Origin of the sequence: Tepidibacter aestuarii, from assembly GCF_934924865.1 — a bacterium.
Taxonomy (GTDB): domain Bacteria; phylum Bacillota; class Clostridia; order Peptostreptococcales; family Peptostreptococcaceae; genus Tepidibacter_A; species Tepidibacter_A aestuarii.
The window spans coordinates 1,134,233-1,151,107 of the sequence record NZ_OW235315.1 but is presented as its reverse complement, the minus strand read 5'-3'; the positions used below and the strand labels follow the sequence as shown (position 1 = coordinate 1,151,107).

At 29.6% G+C, this 16,875-nt stretch carries 17 protein-coding genes; 2 read left to right on the top strand and 15 right to left on the bottom strand.

Annotated elements, in window-relative coordinates:
• Nucleotides 1-2 precede the first annotated feature (2 nt).
• On the bottom strand, nt 3-170 hold the full coding sequence (locus tag M2214_RS05535; RefSeq protein ID WP_248483616.1) for a hypothetical protein: 168 nt from the start codon (nt 168-170) through the stop codon (nt 3-5).
• Between the two features lie 143 nt (nt 171-313).
• Between M2214_RS05535 and M2214_RS05530 the strand changes: the two genes are divergently transcribed.
• Complete coding sequence (locus M2214_RS05530; RefSeq protein ID WP_248483614.1) at nt 314-1,402, top strand: GerAB/ArcD/ProY family transporter; 1,089 nt, start codon at nt 314-316, stop codon at nt 1,400-1,402.
• Nucleotides 1,403-1,415: 13 nt separating this feature from the next.
• Here the strand turns inward: M2214_RS05530 and M2214_RS05525 are convergent, their stop codons facing one another.
• Nucleotides 1,416-2,252: a YjjW family glycine radical enzyme activase gene (locus M2214_RS05525; protein ID WP_248483612.1), complete on the bottom strand. Its 837-nt coding sequence runs from the start codon at nt 2,250-2,252 to the stop codon at nt 1,416-1,418.
• Complete coding sequence (locus tag M2214_RS05520; RefSeq protein ID WP_248483609.1) at nt 2,245-3,738, bottom strand: YjjI family glycine radical enzyme; 1,494 nt, start codon at nt 3,736-3,738, stop codon at nt 2,245-2,247. The genes M2214_RS05525 and M2214_RS05520 overlap by 8 nt, the downstream gene beginning before the upstream one ends.
• Before the next feature lie 206 nt (nt 3,739-3,944).
• Here M2214_RS05520 and M2214_RS05515 point away from each other — a divergent pair, with 206 nt between their 5' ends.
• Complete coding sequence (locus M2214_RS05515; protein ID WP_248483607.1) at nt 3,945-5,471, top strand: recombinase family protein; 1,527 nt, start codon at nt 3,945-3,947, stop codon at nt 5,469-5,471.
• 23 nt (nt 5,472-5,494) lie between these two features.
• Here M2214_RS05515 and M2214_RS05510 read toward each other — a convergent pair whose 3' ends face one another.
• The 12 genes from M2214_RS05510 to M2214_RS05455 form a co-directional block, all read right to left on the bottom strand.
• The gene (locus M2214_RS05510) at nt 5,495-5,752 is read right to left on the bottom strand and encodes a YkuS family protein (RefSeq protein ID WP_248483604.1); all 258 of its coding nucleotides are present in this window, start codon (nt 5,750-5,752) and stop codon (nt 5,495-5,497) included.
• A gap of 35 nt (nt 5,753-5,787) precedes the next feature.
• Nucleotides 5,788-6,162, bottom strand: a complete 375-nt coding sequence (locus M2214_RS05505) for a sigma-70 family RNA polymerase sigma factor (protein ID WP_248483602.1) — start codon at nt 6,160-6,162, stop codon at nt 5,788-5,790.
• A gap of 55 nt (nt 6,163-6,217) precedes the next feature.
• Complete coding sequence (locus M2214_RS05500) at nt 6,218-7,888, bottom strand: peptidoglycan D,D-transpeptidase FtsI family protein (protein WP_248483600.1); 1,671 nt, start codon at nt 7,886-7,888, stop codon at nt 6,218-6,220.
• 57 nt (nt 7,889-7,945) lie between these two features.
• Nucleotides 7,946-8,590, bottom strand: a complete 645-nt coding sequence (gene udk, locus M2214_RS05495) for a uridine kinase (protein ID WP_248483598.1) — start codon at nt 8,588-8,590, stop codon at nt 7,946-7,948.
• Nucleotides 8,580-9,815, bottom strand: coding sequence for a peptidase U32 family protein (locus M2214_RS05490; protein WP_248483596.1), 1,236 nt, complete (start codon nt 9,813-9,815; stop codon nt 8,580-8,582). The genes udk and M2214_RS05490 overlap by 11 nt, the downstream gene beginning before the upstream one ends.
• 12 nt (nt 9,816-9,827) lie before the next feature.
• Complete coding sequence (locus M2214_RS05485; RefSeq protein WP_248483594.1) at nt 9,828-10,475, bottom strand: O-methyltransferase; 648 nt, start codon at nt 10,473-10,475, stop codon at nt 9,828-9,830.
• Nucleotides 10,476-10,520: 45 nt separating this feature from the next.
• The gene (gene mltG / locus M2214_RS05480; RefSeq protein WP_248483592.1) at nt 10,521-11,531 is read right to left on the bottom strand and encodes an endolytic transglycosylase MltG; all 1,011 of its coding nucleotides are present in this window, start codon (nt 11,529-11,531) and stop codon (nt 10,521-10,523) included.
• A 215-nt stretch (nt 11,532-11,746) separates the two neighbouring features.
• Nucleotides 11,747-12,511 carry an energy-coupling factor ABC transporter ATP-binding protein gene (locus M2214_RS05475; protein ID WP_248483590.1) on the bottom strand — a complete coding sequence of 255 codons (765 nt, stop codon included), beginning with the start codon at nt 12,509-12,511 and terminating at the stop codon, nt 11,747-11,749.
• Nucleotides 12,508-13,320 (bottom strand): cobalt ECF transporter T component CbiQ, encoded by an 813-nt coding sequence (gene cbiQ / locus M2214_RS05470; protein WP_248483588.1) that lies wholly within the window; start codon nt 13,318-13,320, stop codon nt 12,508-12,510. Before cbiQ ends, M2214_RS05475 begins: the two co-directional genes overlap by 4 nt.
• 3 nt (nt 13,321-13,323) lie before the next feature.
• Nucleotides 13,324-14,358 (bottom strand): energy-coupling factor ABC transporter permease, encoded by a 1,035-nt coding sequence (locus tag M2214_RS05465; protein ID WP_248483586.1) that lies wholly within the window; start codon nt 14,356-14,358, stop codon nt 13,324-13,326.
• A gap of 251 nt (nt 14,359-14,609) precedes the next feature.
• Entirely contained in the window at nt 14,610-15,935 is a 1,326-nt protein-coding gene (locus M2214_RS05460) for a pyrimidine-nucleoside phosphorylase (protein WP_248484781.1), read from the bottom strand.
• A 116-nt stretch (nt 15,936-16,051) separates the two neighbouring features.
• A complete protein-coding gene (locus M2214_RS05455) occupies nt 16,052-16,873 on the bottom strand; it encodes a purine-nucleoside phosphorylase (protein ID WP_248483584.1) in 822 nt (273 codons plus the stop codon).
• Between the last annotated feature and the right edge of the window lie 2 nt (nt 16,874-16,875).

Below are 16,875 nucleotides of genomic sequence, written 5' to 3'. Positions count from 1 at the left end.
GATTACTTATCTCTATTTTTTAATATATTTTCAACAATTTCGCTACTAATATCGTGAAATTCTTCTAATATACAATCTATATCGTCTTTAGAGTCTATATCTGGTTCCACTACACATACAGTTGTATTGCCAATTATATGTATTTCATTGTATTTTATGTTTTTGCTCATATTATTCCCTCCTATTTGATTATATGAGGGTTAAATGTTGTCCTATTCACAGATTGAAATTATTATAGTTTTAATATCTAGAATTAAGTATTCTCAATATGGATAAACTAAAGATATATATTTAAATTTTGGAGGAATTAATATTGAATAAAGAAATTATTTCTGATAAACAAGGAATTTCTATTATGATTTTATTTTTGATAGGATCAACTTCTATATTTGTACCTGGATTAGAAGCTAAAAATGATGCATGGCTAGCTGTTATTTTATCTGTAATTGCTGTTATGCCTATGTTATTTATATTTGCACGATTAGATTGTCTTTTCCCAAATAAAGACATCTTTGATATTATTGAGCTCTGTTTTGGTAAATTCATTGGAAAAATAGTAATACTAATATTTACTTGGTATACTTTTTATTGGGCAGCTGATGTTCTAAATAATTATGCTCTATATGTTACAAGTGTTAATTTGATTAAAACTCCCCCAATCGTATCTATAATATTTTTAGGAATTTTATGTAGTTGGGGAATAAGAGAAGGAGTTGAACTTTTAGGCAGATGGTCGAAGTTTTTTTTACTGATACCTATTGTTTCTTTGATAATTGTTTCCCTTTTATCAATTCCTAAAATGAATATAAATAATCTTAAACCCATGTTATATGAAGGTACTAGCCCATTATTTGAAGCTACTTTCGCTCTATTTTCTCAGCCATTTGGTCAAATGATAGCATTTACTATGGCTTTTAACGGATTTAGAAACAAAAAATCTTCTTCTAAAGTTTATTTTACATCATTATTAGTAGCAGGACTATATATGCTATTATTAACACTGACTAACATTTTAGCTTTAGGAGGAGATATTGCAGCAAATAAATATTATCCTACTTATAATTTAGCCACAAGAATAGGTATTGGTATCCTTTTGCAAAACCTAGAAATACTAATATCTTTAGCATTTGTATTGGGTGGATTTATTAAAGTAAGTATATTATTGTTATGTGTATGTAAGGGTATTACTAAAGTATTTGAATGTAACGATTATCGTTTTACTATAACTCCTATAACATTATTAATACTAAATCTAACTTATTTACAATATGATAGTGTAATGGATTATATGGAATTCAATTCTAAAGTATGGCCGTACTATTTTTTCCCATTTCAAGTCATTTTACCTATATTTATATTTATTTTTGCTGAAATAAAATATAAAAAAAAGTATGGTAGATAATCTACCATACTTTTTAAACTAAAATTATATCCTTACATCCATTATTAGATGCTATTTCATACAATTCATTCATCATCTCATCACTTGGTGTATAACTATTTATAATATTTTTTCTAACACCGTGATTTCTGTATCTTATTATTTTGTATCTTATATTTGGATTTAAAGATGCTATAAGTTTGCTTATTTGGTCTACATTGTAATGATTGTTTAAAACATCAGGAACTATAACAGTTCTCACCTCATATAATTTATCTATACTTGCTAGATATTTTATGTTATCAATTACATTTTTATTTGACATTCCTGTAAGCATTTTATGCTCATCTTCATCGTATGATTTCAAGTCTATCATACCCATATCCATTATATTTACAAAATCTTTTTTGTCCTTTAAAGGTATAGATCCATTAGTGTCCACATAACATGTTAGTCCAAGTTTTTTAACCTTATCAAATAGCTTTGTTAAAAACTCATGTTGGAGCGTGCATTCTCCTCCTGAAACTGTTATCCCAGATATAAAGGATTTAACCTTATATATTTGTTCATAAACTTCATCAACACTCATGTAAATGCTTTTTGGATTTGAATCGTTAGGACATGACTTTAAACACATATCACAATGTTTGCAGGTTTTGATATCCCAAACAATTTCTTTTTCTTTATTATTTAAGCTTTCGTATTTACAAGACTTAACACATACCCCACAGCTATTACATATATTTATAGTCTCTGGATTATGGCAATACAAGCAGTTAAAATTACATCCTTGCATAAATACAACACTTCTATTTCCAGGTCCATCTACAGAGCTAAATGGGAGTATTCTATTTACTAAGCCCTTACACATCTTTTCTTATCTTTCTTTCTAATACGTTGTTGTTATTTACAGCTCCCATTCCAAAAGCTACAGTATCTTGTAATACTTGCTCCCCTTTTTGAAGTTTTTCTATTTCTGATCTTTTAACTAGATACCCAGTGATTCTTATAACATCACAATCAGTAGAATATAGCGAGAAATATCTCATTTCTTCTTTAAATGCACCTTTGATTATGTCTAGTATATACTCTGGATTTTTCTTAGCCATAGAATCAAAGTTGAATATATCACCTATTCCAGATGGGAAGTATTTATGGAATTTTGCTGATTGAATTAAATGTTGATGTATCTCTGGTTCTTCTCCTATAGGAATTCTACATCCCGGACTTATTCCTTCGTCTGTATCTATTCCAACTTGTGCATGAAGGACATATCTATTATTTGAAGCTTCACAATAAATAGCTTCATGTTTATTTACTTCTTCTTCTAGTTTTTGAATTATTCTAATTCCTAATTTATTCGCTCTTTGGCTGTGTCCAAATCTATCTTCTTTAACATCTGAATTTATAAAGTGATTTACACTCTCTGCAAGACCAAACATACCAAACATAGCTGTGAAATTATTTTTTTCTATTAGGTTTTCTCTAACCAAGAAACTTGATTCAAAGAAACCACTTTCTTCTACTAAAAATTTCACTCTCTGATCCATGTATTCAGCCATTATTTTTACTGCCTCAGGAAGTTTATTTTCTATAAAATCGTTCTCATCATTTGCTATTTCACTAAGTCCTGCAAGATTTAACCTAACTAATGTATGACTTCCACCAGCTGTATTAAGACCATTGTAACAGCTTACTATTGCATAATTTTCGCCAAGGTCATCTGAAAACATCTTATGATTTGCAAAGCTAGGTTTAGCAGTTACAAGAGCTGTTTTTATAGCTTCAATTGCAAATTCATCTGACGTTTCATCAGAATACTTAATAGAAATGTTAGGTATTGCATTTTCAAGCTCTCTTTCAGCCTTTAGTATAAGTCTTCCTGCTTTAGTATCTTTAGGACCTATATTTGCATGACAGAATGAATCTGTAATAGTTCTATCAATATGAGTTAAAAATAGTTTTATAGCCTTATAAGCCTCATTCTCATCCTCTATAAATCTATCAAGTAGTGTGTCTATATTTCCTATATAAACAGGAAAAGATGTTATGGATGGAACGTGTTTATATAAGATTAATAAATTATTTGTAGCTTCCCAGATATCCTTAGGAGGCTTTATACCTAAAAATTCACTTCCATTTGTAATAAATTTTTCATAATCTGGAACTACATATCTAGGCCTGTACGGAGTATTTCCCTCATTAAGATCGCATATTATTCCTTCTTCTCTGTACTTTTGTGCCATTTCACTTATGTTTAGAACATTTAAAGTTTCTTCCGCAGCTCTAGCAAGACTCATAACCTTCTGTTCATAAGTCATAGTAGTATCCTTTATTATGTTCAAAATATTAGTCATGGTGCTTCACTCTCCATTTAAAATATTTTAACCACTTTTAAATGGTTGTTTAACATACCACTTTTTTGAAAAATTTTGTGGTATGCTGTTATTTATATATTATACCCTTTTAATATTTTTAGCAAACGTTATTTTCAGCTATACATATATTTTGATTTTCGTAAATATAATTTTGATATATACATATCTTAGAAAGGACGATGTTCATGAACAACACTTGTATTTATCTTAGAAAGTCAAGAGCAGATGAAGAAGCTGAAAAAAAAGGTGATAAAGAAACACTGCTAAAGCATAAGAAAGCTTTGCTTAAATATGCACAAGAAAATAATTTAAATATATTAAAAATCAGAGAAGAAATTGTCTCTGGAGAAAGCTTGATGCACAGACCTCAAATGCTAGAGCTTTTAAAAGATGTTGAGAACAATTTATATGATTGTGTTTTATGTATGGATATAGATAGGCTTGGAAGAGGAAATATGAAAGAACAAGGTCTTATTCTTGAGACATTCAAAAATTCTAATACCAAGATAGTAACCCCTAGAAAAGTATACAATTTAGAAGATGAATTTGATGAAGAGTATTCAGAATTTGAAGCCTTTATGGCTAGAAAAGAGCTTAAAATAATAAATAGACGTCTTCAAAATGGTAGAATAAGAAGTGTTGAAGATGGAAATTATTTAGGAACTCTTCCTCCATATGGATATGAAATTTGTTATAAGGACAATTACAGAACATTAACTCCTCACCCAGAACAATCAGTAGTTGTAAATATTATATTTGATTTATATACGAATCATTATTTAGGATCTAAAAAGATAGCCGATAAGCTAAATGCTATGAACTACAAAAGCTATACAGGTTCAAATTGGTCATCAGCATCAGTTCTTTCAATAATAAAAAACAATGTCTATACAGGAAGAATACAGTGGAGAAAAACTGTCAATAAAAAATCAAATGAAATAGGCAAAAATAAAGAAACAAAAATGAGACCTAAAAAAGAATGGATAGATGTTCAGGGAAAACACAAAGCTATTATTTCTTCAAAAACTTATGAAAAAGCTCAAAAGATTTTATCAAGTCGTTCTCATACTCCCTTTAATTCAAGAACTAAAATTTCAAATCCTCTAGCAGGAGTTGTTAAATGCTTTTACTGCAATTCATCTATGGTTCTTCGACCATATAAAAATAGAGATTCTCAAATTATGTGTCCTAAAAATTGTTCAAATAAGAGCAGTAAGCTAATATATATAGAAAATAAACTAATATTATCTTTAAGATATTGGTTAAAAAAGTACGAATTTAATCTGAATATGTATTCTAATGATGATAAAAATAAAGATAAGTTATTATATAAGAATGTACTTCATAGCTTAAAAAAAGAGTTAGGTAATTTAAATATTCAAAATAACAATTTACATGATTTGCTAGAGCGAAATATATATGATGAATCTACATATATGTCTAGATTAAATTCAATAACTACAAAAATAAAAAATGTACAAAGTTCTATAGATGAAACTAATAGTAAGTTAGTAGATATTTCTAAAAAATTCGATGTGGGTTGTATCCCAAGATTCACACATCTTTTAGATGTATATGAGAATACAGATAGCAATGCATTAAAAAATAGATTATTAAAGTCAGTACTAAATAGTGTTGTATATAAAAAAGAAAAACATAAAAGAAACGATGAATTCACGTTAATAATTTATCCTAAATTACCAAAAGAGTAGTTAATTAGCTACTCTTTTAACCTCTAATGAAATATTTTATTTAATTCAACTTTTATATCTTCAATACTCTTTCCTGTAGCTTTTATCACTGGTACTTTAGTAGATGATATCTCAATTCCTATAAAGTTTGATTTTGACCCTGATACTAATAATGCATCAAAATTGTTTAAATAATTTGGATTGTTTTTTTCATTAGTATCTATTATATCTATTTGATACCCTTCTCTTTTCAAGTCATTTTTTACAAATGACATAGTTCTTTCAACAGCTATATTTTTCACTATAAAACCTCCTTAATTTGAAGTTGATATAAGGTTTAAGATATTTCATTCCCTTCTTTATCTACACCGATAGGATCTTGAAGAGATACTTCTCCTTTACTTTTTTTTCCCGCTCTTATGCTCATAAGTATCTCATTTTCTATACACCTTGCTGCATAAGTTGCAAGCCTTGTGCCTTTTTCAATATTGAATGTCTCTATTGCCTTTATAAGTCCGATAGTTCCAATAGATATTAAATCCTCTATATCTTCTTGATAATTAGTATATTTTTTCACAATATGAGCTACTAGCCTTAGATTTCTTTCTACTAGAATAGATTTGACACTTAGGTCTCCTTGTTTAAACTTTTTTAAATATTCTAGTTCCTCTTTAGGGGTTAGTGGATTTGGAAACGATTTTGTAGCTGTCAATATATTCACCCCCCATATATAATAAGTCACTTTACATTATATGAAAGCCTTTATATTATTGTGCCTGTACTTGTTTAATATTATTTATATTTTCAATTATGTCTTTAAACACTGGTGCTGCAGCTCCTCCTCCTGATTTCCCATCATATACAAATACTGTTACTGCATATTTAGGCACTTTTGCTGGATAATACCCAGTAAACCACCCATGTACAAATTTTTGGCCATTGACGTAATATTCTGCTGAACCAGTTTTTCCTGCACTGTTTCCTTGTATCCCTTTTATATTTTTAGCAGTACCTGCTTCAACAACACCTTCCATTAATTTCTTTGTTCTATTTATTATAAAGGGAGACATTACTACCTTGTCTTTTTCTATTTTATGATTTTCGATCTCATTCATATTTTGATCTAGTATAGAATCGAATAAATATAATTTTTTATATGCCCCATTATTAGCTATTATCTGAGTCATCTGATTAACTTGAAGAGGAGTTACTTCTATATCACCTTGTCCTATTGATATATTGCCTATAGCGTTCCCTTTTACTGTATCTCCTTTTGGAAGTGAAGTCTCTTTTTCTTCTTCTAATCCTATATCTACTTTATCTGATAATCCCATTCTTTTTGCAGTTTCTAATATTTTTTTGCTTCCCAATCTCTTTCCTACTTCAACAAATACAGGATTACATGAATTATAGAAAGCTTCCTTAAATGTTTCTTCTCCATGTCCATCTCTTTCCCAACACTTTATCTTTATTCCATCAAATTCTATATATCCATTGCATTCGAATTTTTCTTCTTCATCTACTACACCTTCTTCAAACGCTGCAAGTGTTACTATTATTTTAAATATAGATCCAGGTGGGTATTTACATTGAATGGCTTTATTTAATAATTCTTGGTTTTCGCTATCTATATAGTCTTCTACCTTATTTGGGTTAAAATTCGGCCTTGATGCCATGGCCAGTATCTCTCCTGTATTAACATCAGATACTACAACTGCTCCATTTTTATGCTTTTTATCTAATGCTTTTTCAACTATACTTTGTATATCATAATCTATAGTTAATTTTACGTTTTTATGGTTTATATCCTTACTTTTATATTTTTTAAAACTTCCAGGAACTACATTCTTCCTCGCATCTACAAAAGCCTCTACATACTCTTTATTTTGGTCTTTTAACAAATTATTTTTAGCTTTTTCTACTCCACTTACACCTTTGTTTTCATACTTATTTATATATCCCAAAACATGCGTTAATATGTTTTCACTTCTATACCTATATGTTTTATTAACTATTAAAATTGCACTCTTATTTTCTATTTCTTTTCTCAATTCATCATTTAAATACTTTATCTTAAGCTCTATTAAATCACTTTTACTCTCAAATTTATTATATATTTCCTTTTCAGAGAGCTTTGTAACTTTTTTTAGTATATCTATTTTTTCTTTATCCAAATTAAAATTTCTCTTTAATATAACAACTATATCTTCCTTTTCATTATCTGTAAGTGCTACATTATTTCTATCGTATACCGTTCCTCTGTTGCTAGTCAGATCTATTTTAATTTCACTTTGCCTTATAGCTCTTTCATAATACTCTTTGCCTTTATAACCTTGTATGTATATAAGTCTTGCAAATAGCGATATGAATATAAATGAAAAAGTAAATAAAACTATCGAAAGTCTTTTATTTTGTTTTGTATTACTTTTTTTTCTCAAAAAAACACCCCCTGATAAGGATTATTTTTTCCAATTATCAAGGGGTTAATACTTTATTTAATCATCTTTTTTAACTTTTGATTCTATTATAGATTTTATCTTAGCAACAACTATATCTATAGCAACGCTGTTGTAGCCACCTTCTGGCATTATAATATCTGCATACTTCTTATAAGGCTCTATAAACTGCATATGAGCTGGTCTTACGGTAGAAAGATATTGATCTATTACTGAATCAACTGTTCTTCCTCTTTCTTCTATATCTCTTTGTATTCTTCTAAGTATTCTAATATCATTATCTGTATCTACAAATATTTTTATATCCAACATATTTCTTAGATTTTCATCTTCTAATATCATTATACCTTCAACAACTATTATATCTTTTGAAAAAATTTCTGTGTATTTATCTAAATCTCTAGTGTGTTTTTCAAAGTCATAAACTGGCTTTTTAATGCTCTTGACATCTAAAAGATCATTTAAATGACCTATTAAAAGTTCATTATCAAAGGCAAATGGATGGTCATAATTCGTCTTCAATCTTTCTTCAAATTCAAGATGACTTTGGTCTTTATAGTAAGCATCTTGCTCTATAATAGATAAATTTTCCTCCGGTATACTCTCTATTATAGCCTTACTTACTGTACTCTTTCCCGAACCGGTTCCACCAGTTATTCCTATTATCAGGGGTCTATTTTTCATTGTCTATCACCTTTCTCAATATATAATTTTCTTTAACACAAGCATCAAACTTGATTTTAATTAACTGTCTAGGGTGAGGCGCTACTTCTATTTCTTCCCCTTTTTCATTCCACATTTTATCTATCTTAGTGTAAATAGTCTCTTTGTGTGGACCTATTATTTCTATTTCATCTCCTACAAACATTCTGTTTCTTTGTTCTACTGTTGCTATGCCTTCTTCTTCATCGAAAGATTTAACAAGTCCTATAAAATCATAATCTCTTATGTACGAACTAGATCCATAATGTTGCTCATCCGATTTTGGCTTATCAAAATAAAAACCAGTTGTAAAATCTCTATGACTAGCTTTTTTAATTTCATCAAGCCACATAGGATTGAATTTCCAATTTTTAGAATTCTTATAATATTCATCTATAGCCATTCTATATGCTCTAATAACAGATGCTACATAATAAGAAGTCTTCATTCTACCTTCTATTTTAAGACTTTTAATTCCAGATTCTATTATTTGAGGTATATACTCTATCATACATAGATCTTTTGAATTAAAGAAGAATGTACCTCTTTCATCTTCATATACTGGGAAATACTCTCCAGGTCGCTTTTCTTCAACTAATGAATACTCCCATCTACAAGGATGAGCACAAGCGCCTCTATTTGCATCTCTTCCAGTCATATAATTACTTATAAGACATCTTCCTGAATATGATATACACATAGCACCATGTACAAACGCTTCTATCTCCATATCCTCAGGTATGTTATCTCTAATTTCTTTTATTTCTTCAAATGAAAGTTCTCTGGCTGTTACTACTCTGTTAACCCCTTGGTTATACCAGAACTTAGCACTCATATAGTTAGTATTGTTAGCTTGAGTACTTAAATGTACCTCCATATCAGGTATGACAGTTTTAACAACAGATAGTACACCTGGATCTGATACTATTACAGCATCTACTCCTATTTCTTCAAGTTGCTTTAAGTACTCACTTAATCCTTTGAAGTCTTCATTATGAGGTATAACATTGACCGTTACATATAACTTCTTATCTCTATCATGAACGAACTTCACACCTTCTTGCATTTGTTCATAAGTGAAATTCTTAGCACCTGCTCTTAGTCCAAAAAACTCTCCTCCAACATATACAGCATCTGCACCATATTCAATGGCCATCTTTAACTTTTCTAAATCTCCAGCTGGAGCTAGTAATTCTACCTTTTGCATATTAACACCTCTTTAATATTTTTTATAACTTAAAGCCACGCCATCTCCAATTGGTATTAGGCTAGTATCTAAATAATCACAATTGCTTATATAGTCTAGATAGCTTCTCATTCTCTTAACTATTGTTTTTTTTCTTCTGATAACATACTTATCACTAGCAACCATCCCCTTATAAAGTATATTGTCAGATATTAATACTCCTCCAGGCTTTAATTTATCTATAACTAAATCATAAAATAATTTATATTGACCTTTAGCTGCATCAAGAAAAATCATATCAAACTGTCCATCTACTTCTTTTAACTTTTCCTCAGCATCTCCCTCGAGTATTGTTATATTCTCTTTAAATCCATATTTTTTAATGTTTTCTGATGCTTTTTCTATCATTTTTTCATTTCTCTCTACTGTTATTATTTCGCAATCTTTATTTAAAGTATTCGCAAACAACATAGAAGAATAGCCAATTGCACATCCAACCTCTAGTATTCTCTTAGGCTTATTCATCTTTAAGGTTACTTTTAAAAGTTCTGCAACTTCTTTATGAACTATAGGAACTAAGTTTTCACTTGCATAATCCTCTAATTCCTTTAAAAAAGCTTCGCTTTCTTTTAATGTATTTCTTATATATTCTTCTACAAATTCATCTACTATATTGCTCAAAAGTATCATCCTTTCTATGACACAAATAAATAGGTGGATTCCCACCTATTCACTTTCATTTTCTGCTTTTCTTTTTAGATGTTCATTATATGTCTTTGAAAAGCTATGACTTCCATCTTTCTTTGCTACAAAATACAAATAATCTACATTTTCTGGATAGAGTGCAGCTTCTATTGATTTCTTACCTGGTGATGCTATTGGTCCAGGAGGTAACCCTGAATTTTTATATGTGTTATACGGAGAGTCTATTTTTATATCATTAAAGCTTAAATTACTTTTTCTCTCTCCCAATATATATTGAACCGTCGCACAAGATTGAAGAGGCATATTTATATTAATTCTATTATAAAATACACCTGCTATTATACTTCTTTCCTTATCTAACCTAGCTTCTCTTTCTACAATAGATGCAAGAGTTATCACTTGATTAAGTGTAAGATTTTTTTCATTTTGAGCTTTTTTATATTCATCAGTATATATTTGATCAAATCTTTTCAGCATTACATTTATAATGTCTTCTTCAGAATAGTTCTTATCAAAGAAATACGTATCTGGAAATAAATATCCTTCAAGGGATAGTATATCTTCTTCATTTAAAAATGTATAATTTTCACTAAAAATAGAAGGATTATTTACTAGATCCATAAACTTGCCCTTATCAACAAGTCCCGAGTCTGAGATCCTATCTGCAATTTGATGCGCTTCAAAACCTTCTGGAATAGTAATCTTAACTAAATCTTTATATACCTTACCTGAATTTAGTATATCCAATATTTCTTTATTTGAATACGATTGATTAATCTTATAAAGTCCAGCCTTTATTCCGGTATCCATATTATTTACCTTAGCAGTTATTTTGAAAAATAATTTATTCTTGATAAGTTTTTTTTCAAAAAGTATTTCACTAACACTATCAAGCGAAGATCCTTTTTTTATATCTACTAGAACTTGCTTTTCGCTACTAGAATCATACGGACCTGTTTGTATATTAAAATAGACTAACCCCGATGCTATAATAAGTACAGTAAAAATACACATAATAAATACTTTTTTCATATTATTACCTCTTTTTTATTAAATTTAACATATTTATGTTATTATGTATCAAATGGTAAACAATATAAACTTTAAAATTTTACATTTAAGATGTTTTAAAGAAGAACTTTTTTATACATCTATATTATTATATAATTTTAGACTCTTTTTTACAATATGCAACTTATTGATTCAAAAAAAAGAGTAGGTTAAACCTACTCTTTTCTCTATCTCATCTATATAACTTTTTTCCCAGATCCGCATACATAACAATTTTGCATACTCAATGGTTTTTCAAGGCCGCACATTTGCATTAATTTATCATCTTTAAAAATACTTAAAGTAGATCTATCTGCTACAATGCAGCCTTCATTCAATACAATAACTCTATTACATATTTCTAAAATCATATCAAGATCATGACTAGTAATTATTTTAGTATGTGAAAAATCTTTCAAAAGATTTATAAATCTTCTTCTAGATCTTGGATCAAGTGCAGTTGTAGGTTCATCCATCAGTAAAACATCTGGGTTCATAGCTAAAACTGTTGCAATTGCGACTGAACGTTTTTCACCTCCTGAAAGTCTATATGGAGCTTTATTTATCAAGTGAGATATTCCTACTTTTTCAAGAGACGTTTTAACTCTAAATTCAACTTCATCCTCAGATAGCTTATAATTACGAGGTCCAAAAGCTACGTCATCGTAAACAGTAGTCATAAACAACTGCTCATCTGAATTTTGAAAAACCATACCGACCTTTCTTCTTATATCTTTTAATGTATTCTTATGTACAGAAATATCATCAATACTAATTTCACCACTATTGGGAAATGTAACACCGACCAAATTCATCAATAATGTTGATTTGCCGGAACCATTTGATCCTATAATTCCAACAGACTCTCCTTTTCTTATATTAAATGTTATTTCTTTTAAAGCTTTATTTCCATCAGGATATATGTAATTTAATTTATTTACTTTTATAATATGATCACTCATATCAGTCCTCCTGTTATCATTAATCCAACTATATTTGTAATATTTAAATATCGTACTAATATAAAATAGTTAATCCATAAACATATATAAACAGCATCTTTAGTTTTTATAATATTTTCTTTTCCTATATTATACTCTCCTAAAAATCCTCTACAGCACATAGCTTGATATATACGTTGTGATTTATCTATAGTCCTAATAAGTAAGTTTCCCATAAGCGGTCCCCATACTTTAAAATTAATCCCCGTTTCATATAAAGATCTAATTGAATATGCTGAAACTATAGTGTAGACCTCCTCAATCAACAATGTTATATATCTATATGTTAAGGTAATCTGCATTACGAATATTTTAGGAACCTTCATTATCCTAAGAGCTAATGCTATACCGTTAATTCCAGTTGTAGCTATAAGTATAAATACTGATGAAACTGTCAATATGCATTTGATGAGTATAGATATAAAAGAAATCCATCCCCCTGATATTTGAATCCACTTTAGTACTATCATATATCTTGAATCGAATATAGGATTAAAAATACCTACTCCTATTACAAATGGTAATGTTATAAATACTCTTTTAAGAATTGGTTTTATAGGAATCTCTGCTATAATAATTACAAGTATAGGGTATGAAAATAAAGGCATTAATCTACTTATATCGTACTTATCGTAAGATACAGTAATTAATATGAATACGATAGTAGTAATTAATTTAGCGAGAGGATGTATATTATGTATAGTACTCTTTTTCTCTGATAGCTCATCAAGTAACTTAATATTATACAATGAACCTATCATATTTTTCATAATTTAAGCTGCACTTTCTTTTTTTCTTTTCTTAAACTTGTATATAACAAATCCAGTTGCTGTAGATAAAATTAAAGTCATGCAGCCTCCAACTAATCCAGAAACAGTCGTTCCACTACTTACAGCAGGCCAAGATTCTTGCATTGATTCATCTTCACTTAACTTGAAAGAGTAATCAGGTAAAAATGCACTTTTTTCTTGAATATTCTCAAGCGTTTTATGAATTTTATTAGTAGCCTCTAATTCTTCTTTACCAGATGTTTTCATCATAGACCATTCAAGTCCATCTGGATTTGAAGAAGCGAACCAAGATAAAATTCCACCTATTAATACAGCCACAATAATCATTCTAGAGAGTACATTTTTAATAGAAATGTTCCCTAATCGCTTGCTTAAAACCACATTTTTTATAATTTCAGGACGTTCTTTATAAACAAATCCAACTACCATAGCAGTTACAAGACCTTCTACTATTCCTATACCAAGATGTATTGGCTGCATTAATAATACAAATGTCTTAAACGGTAGGTCAGTCTTACCTGAGAGTAAAGTTTCAATAACAACACTAAATGCACCAAGTTGAAGGCCTATCACACTAGATATCATAGATGCTATAAATATATTTTTATTTGAATATCCCTTATTTACAATACGCTTATATATAAAAGGATACCCAATAAAACATGTATAAAATCCCATATTAAATATATTACATCCTAATGCTAGCAATCCTCCATCTGCGAAAAATAAAGCTTGTATTATTAATATAGATGCCATAGTCAAAAAACCTGCATATGGTCCAAGTAGTATGGCAAGAAGCATTCCTCCTCCTAAATGTCCACTAGATCCAGTTCCTGGAATTGTGAAATTTATCATTTGTGATGCAAATACAAAAGCTCCCATAACCCCCATTAAAGGTATCTTTTTTTCGTCAATTTCATCTTGAACCCTTTTAATTGAATAAGTAGCAGCTGCTAGTGTCACTCCCCACATACCTACACCTACAGCAGGTGAAATCAAGGCATCAGCCATATGCATAATAATATCCCCCTTTAACCTATTTTTTTCAAAAAAAATCATGAAGTATAATATCAATCTATTCATAGATTAATTTAAGACTTCATGACTAATTTAAATAAAGACAGCCCTATTTAGGCTGCCTTCATGACTTAATTTTTAAATACTTTATTTAAGTTAAAGAACCTTCATGATTCTTCTCTTTTATTCTTTATAATTTTAGCATATATTAACTATATTTTCAATATATTTTTACATTTTTTTACTTCCGATTAGAATCTTTCTACTCCATCTTTAGTAACGACTCCACGAATAAGCTTTCTTTGAACAGGCTTTTCGTCTGACATAGTATAAGCTGATAAAAGTCTTTCTTTAGCTGCTTCAAATTTTTTCATATCATTAACATACATAAAAGCCAAAGTTTCTCCTTCTTCTACCATATCACCAACTTTTTTCTCAAGTAATATTCCAGTTCCAAGATCTAATTCATCTTCTTTTGTCTCTCTACCTGCTCCAAGCATCATAGCACTAAGACCAACTGTTTCTGCTTCAATCTTGCTTACATAACCTTTTTTAGTAGATTTAACTTCTATCTTATTAGTAGCTCCTGGTAATAAGCCATAATTGTCAACTACATCCTTATTTCCACCTTGAATTTCTATAAATTCTCTTAATTTATCCAAAGCTTTTCCAGAAGATATAGAGTCTTTTAGCATTTTTCTTCCTTCTTCATATGTATTTGCAACCTTAGATAGCATCAACATATATGAACCTAAGTTAAGACAAAGTTCTGTAAAATCTTGTGGTCCATTTCCTTTTAATGTTTCAATAGCTTCTATTACTTCAAGCGCATTACCAACTGCAAAACCTAACGGCTGATCCATATCTGTAATAACACCTATAGTCTCTCTGCCCATTCCATTTCCAATATCAACCATTTCCTTAGCTAAATCAAATGAATCATCTAACTCTTTCATAAAAGCACCACTACCAGTTTTAACATCAAGAACTATAGCATCAGATCCAGAAGCTAATTTCTTACTCATTATGCTACTAGCTATTAATGATATATTATCTACAGTAGCAGTAACATCTCTTAGCGCATACAGTTTTTTATCTGCAGGAACTATTTTTGCAGTTTGACCACACACAGCTATTTTGTGAGAATTCACATTATCTGTAAATTTATCTTGATTCATTTCTATAGAAAGCCCAGGTATAGACTCAAGTTTATCAAGAGTTCCTCCTGTATGTCCAAGACCTCTTCCAGACATTTTTGCAACAGGTGCTCCACAAGATGCTACAAGAGGTGCTAAAGTTATAGTAGTTTTATCTCCAACTCCGCCGGTACTGTGTTTGTCGACTTTTATTCCATCTATTTTTGATAAATCTATAACATCACCAGATCTCATCATTGCATCTGTTAAATAAACAGTTTCTTGTTTAGTCATCTTTTGTAAAAATATAGCCATTATAAGAGCAGCGGCTTGATAGTCAGGTATTTCTGATTTTGCATATCCATCTACAAAGAAGTTTATTTCTTCTTTTGATAACTCAAGTCCATCTCTTTTTTTCTTTATAATATCATATATTCTCATATCTATTACACCTCTCTCACTATTCCTTTTAGTAATGCTATAATCTGATAAATCTCGATCTAGCTTCATTTAAAATTTCAGTAATAATATAATCTTAATACTTATATTATATGCGACTACATTTTGTGTAATATATTTTTTACTAAAGATATGAATTGTGTTTTAACTCTTTGAGTAGTCTCTATAACTTCATCATGATCTAAAGGTTGATCTAGTATTCCAGCTGCCATATTAGTTATGCAAGATATACCTAATACCTTAAGGCTTGAATGTCTAGCAACTATAACTTCTGGAACTGTAGACATTCCAACTGCATCTCCACCTATAGCTTGAACCATTCTTATTTCTGCTGGAGTTTCATAAGTTGGTCCAGTAAAGTATGTATAAACTCCCTCTTTAACATCCATATTTAATTCTTTAGCTGCATCTTTAGCAAGAGATACAAGTTCTGGAGTATAAGCTGTTGACATATCTGGGAATCTGACTCCTAAATCCTTGTTATTAGGTCCCATAAGAGGATTATTTCCACCAAGATTTATATGATCATTTATTATCATTAAATCTCCTGGTACATAAGTTTTGTTAGCTCCACCTGCAGCATTTGTTACAACAATTGTTTCTACTCCTAAAGCCTTCATAACCCTTACTGGGAATGTAGCAGCTTCCATAGTATATCCTTCATAAAAATGGAATCTTCCTTGCATTGCTACAACATCTTTCCCTTGTAATTTACCTATTACAAGCTGTCCTGCATGACCTTCTACTGTTGAAACTGGGAAATTAGGTATCTCTTCATACTTTATCTTAACAGCATCTTCTATTTCATCTGCTAATACTCCAAGTCCTGAACCTAAGATTAATCCTATCTTAGGTTCAACACTAGTCTTTGATTTTATAAATTCTGCACTTTCTTTTATTCTAGTAATTAAATCTTTCATCA

What these genes read in the sequence shown, in the direction of transcription:
- M2214_RS05465 (WP_248483586.1), bottom strand. Translation starts at nt 14,358, where the DNA reads ATGCATATGGCTGATGCCTTGATTTCACCTGCTGTAGGTGTAGGTATG.
- M2214_RS05525 (WP_248483612.1), bottom strand. Translation starts at nt 2,252, where the DNA reads ATGTGTAAGGGCTTAGTAAATAGAATACTCCCATTTAGCTCTGTAGAT.
- M2214_RS05535 (WP_248483616.1), bottom strand. Translation starts at nt 170, where the DNA reads ATGAGCAAAAACATAAAATACAATGAAATACATATAATTGGCAATACA.
- M2214_RS05520 (WP_248483609.1), bottom strand. Translation starts at nt 3,738, where the DNA reads ATGACTAATATTTTGAACATAATAAAGGATACTACTATGACTTATGAA.
- cbiQ (WP_248483588.1), bottom strand. Translation starts at nt 13,320, where the DNA reads ATGAAAAATATGATAGGTTCATTGTATAATATTAAGTTACTTGATGAG.
- M2214_RS05490 (WP_248483596.1), bottom strand. Translation starts at nt 9,815, where the DNA reads ATGCAAAAGGTAGAATTACTAGCTCCAGCTGGAGATTTAGAAAAGTTA.
- mltG (WP_248483592.1), bottom strand. Translation starts at nt 11,531, where the DNA reads ATGAAAAAAGTATTTATTATGTGTATTTTTACTGTACTTATTATAGCA.
- M2214_RS05475 (WP_248483590.1), bottom strand. Translation starts at nt 12,511, where the DNA reads ATGAGTGATCATATTATAAAAGTAAATAAATTAAATTACATATATCCT.
- M2214_RS05460 (WP_248484781.1), bottom strand. Translation starts at nt 15,935, where the DNA reads ATGAGAATATATGATATTATAAAGAAAAAAAGAGATGGACTTGAGTTA.
- M2214_RS05455 (WP_248483584.1), bottom strand. Translation starts at nt 16,873, where the DNA reads ATGAAAGATTTAATTACTAGAATAAAAGAAAGTGCAGAATTTATAAAA.
- udk (WP_248483598.1), bottom strand. Translation starts at nt 8,590, where the DNA reads ATGAAAAATAGACCCCTGATAATAGGAATAACTGGTGGAACCGGTTCG.
- M2214_RS05515 (WP_248483607.1), top strand. Translation starts at nt 3,945, where the DNA reads ATGAACAACACTTGTATTTATCTTAGAAAGTCAAGAGCAGATGAAGAA.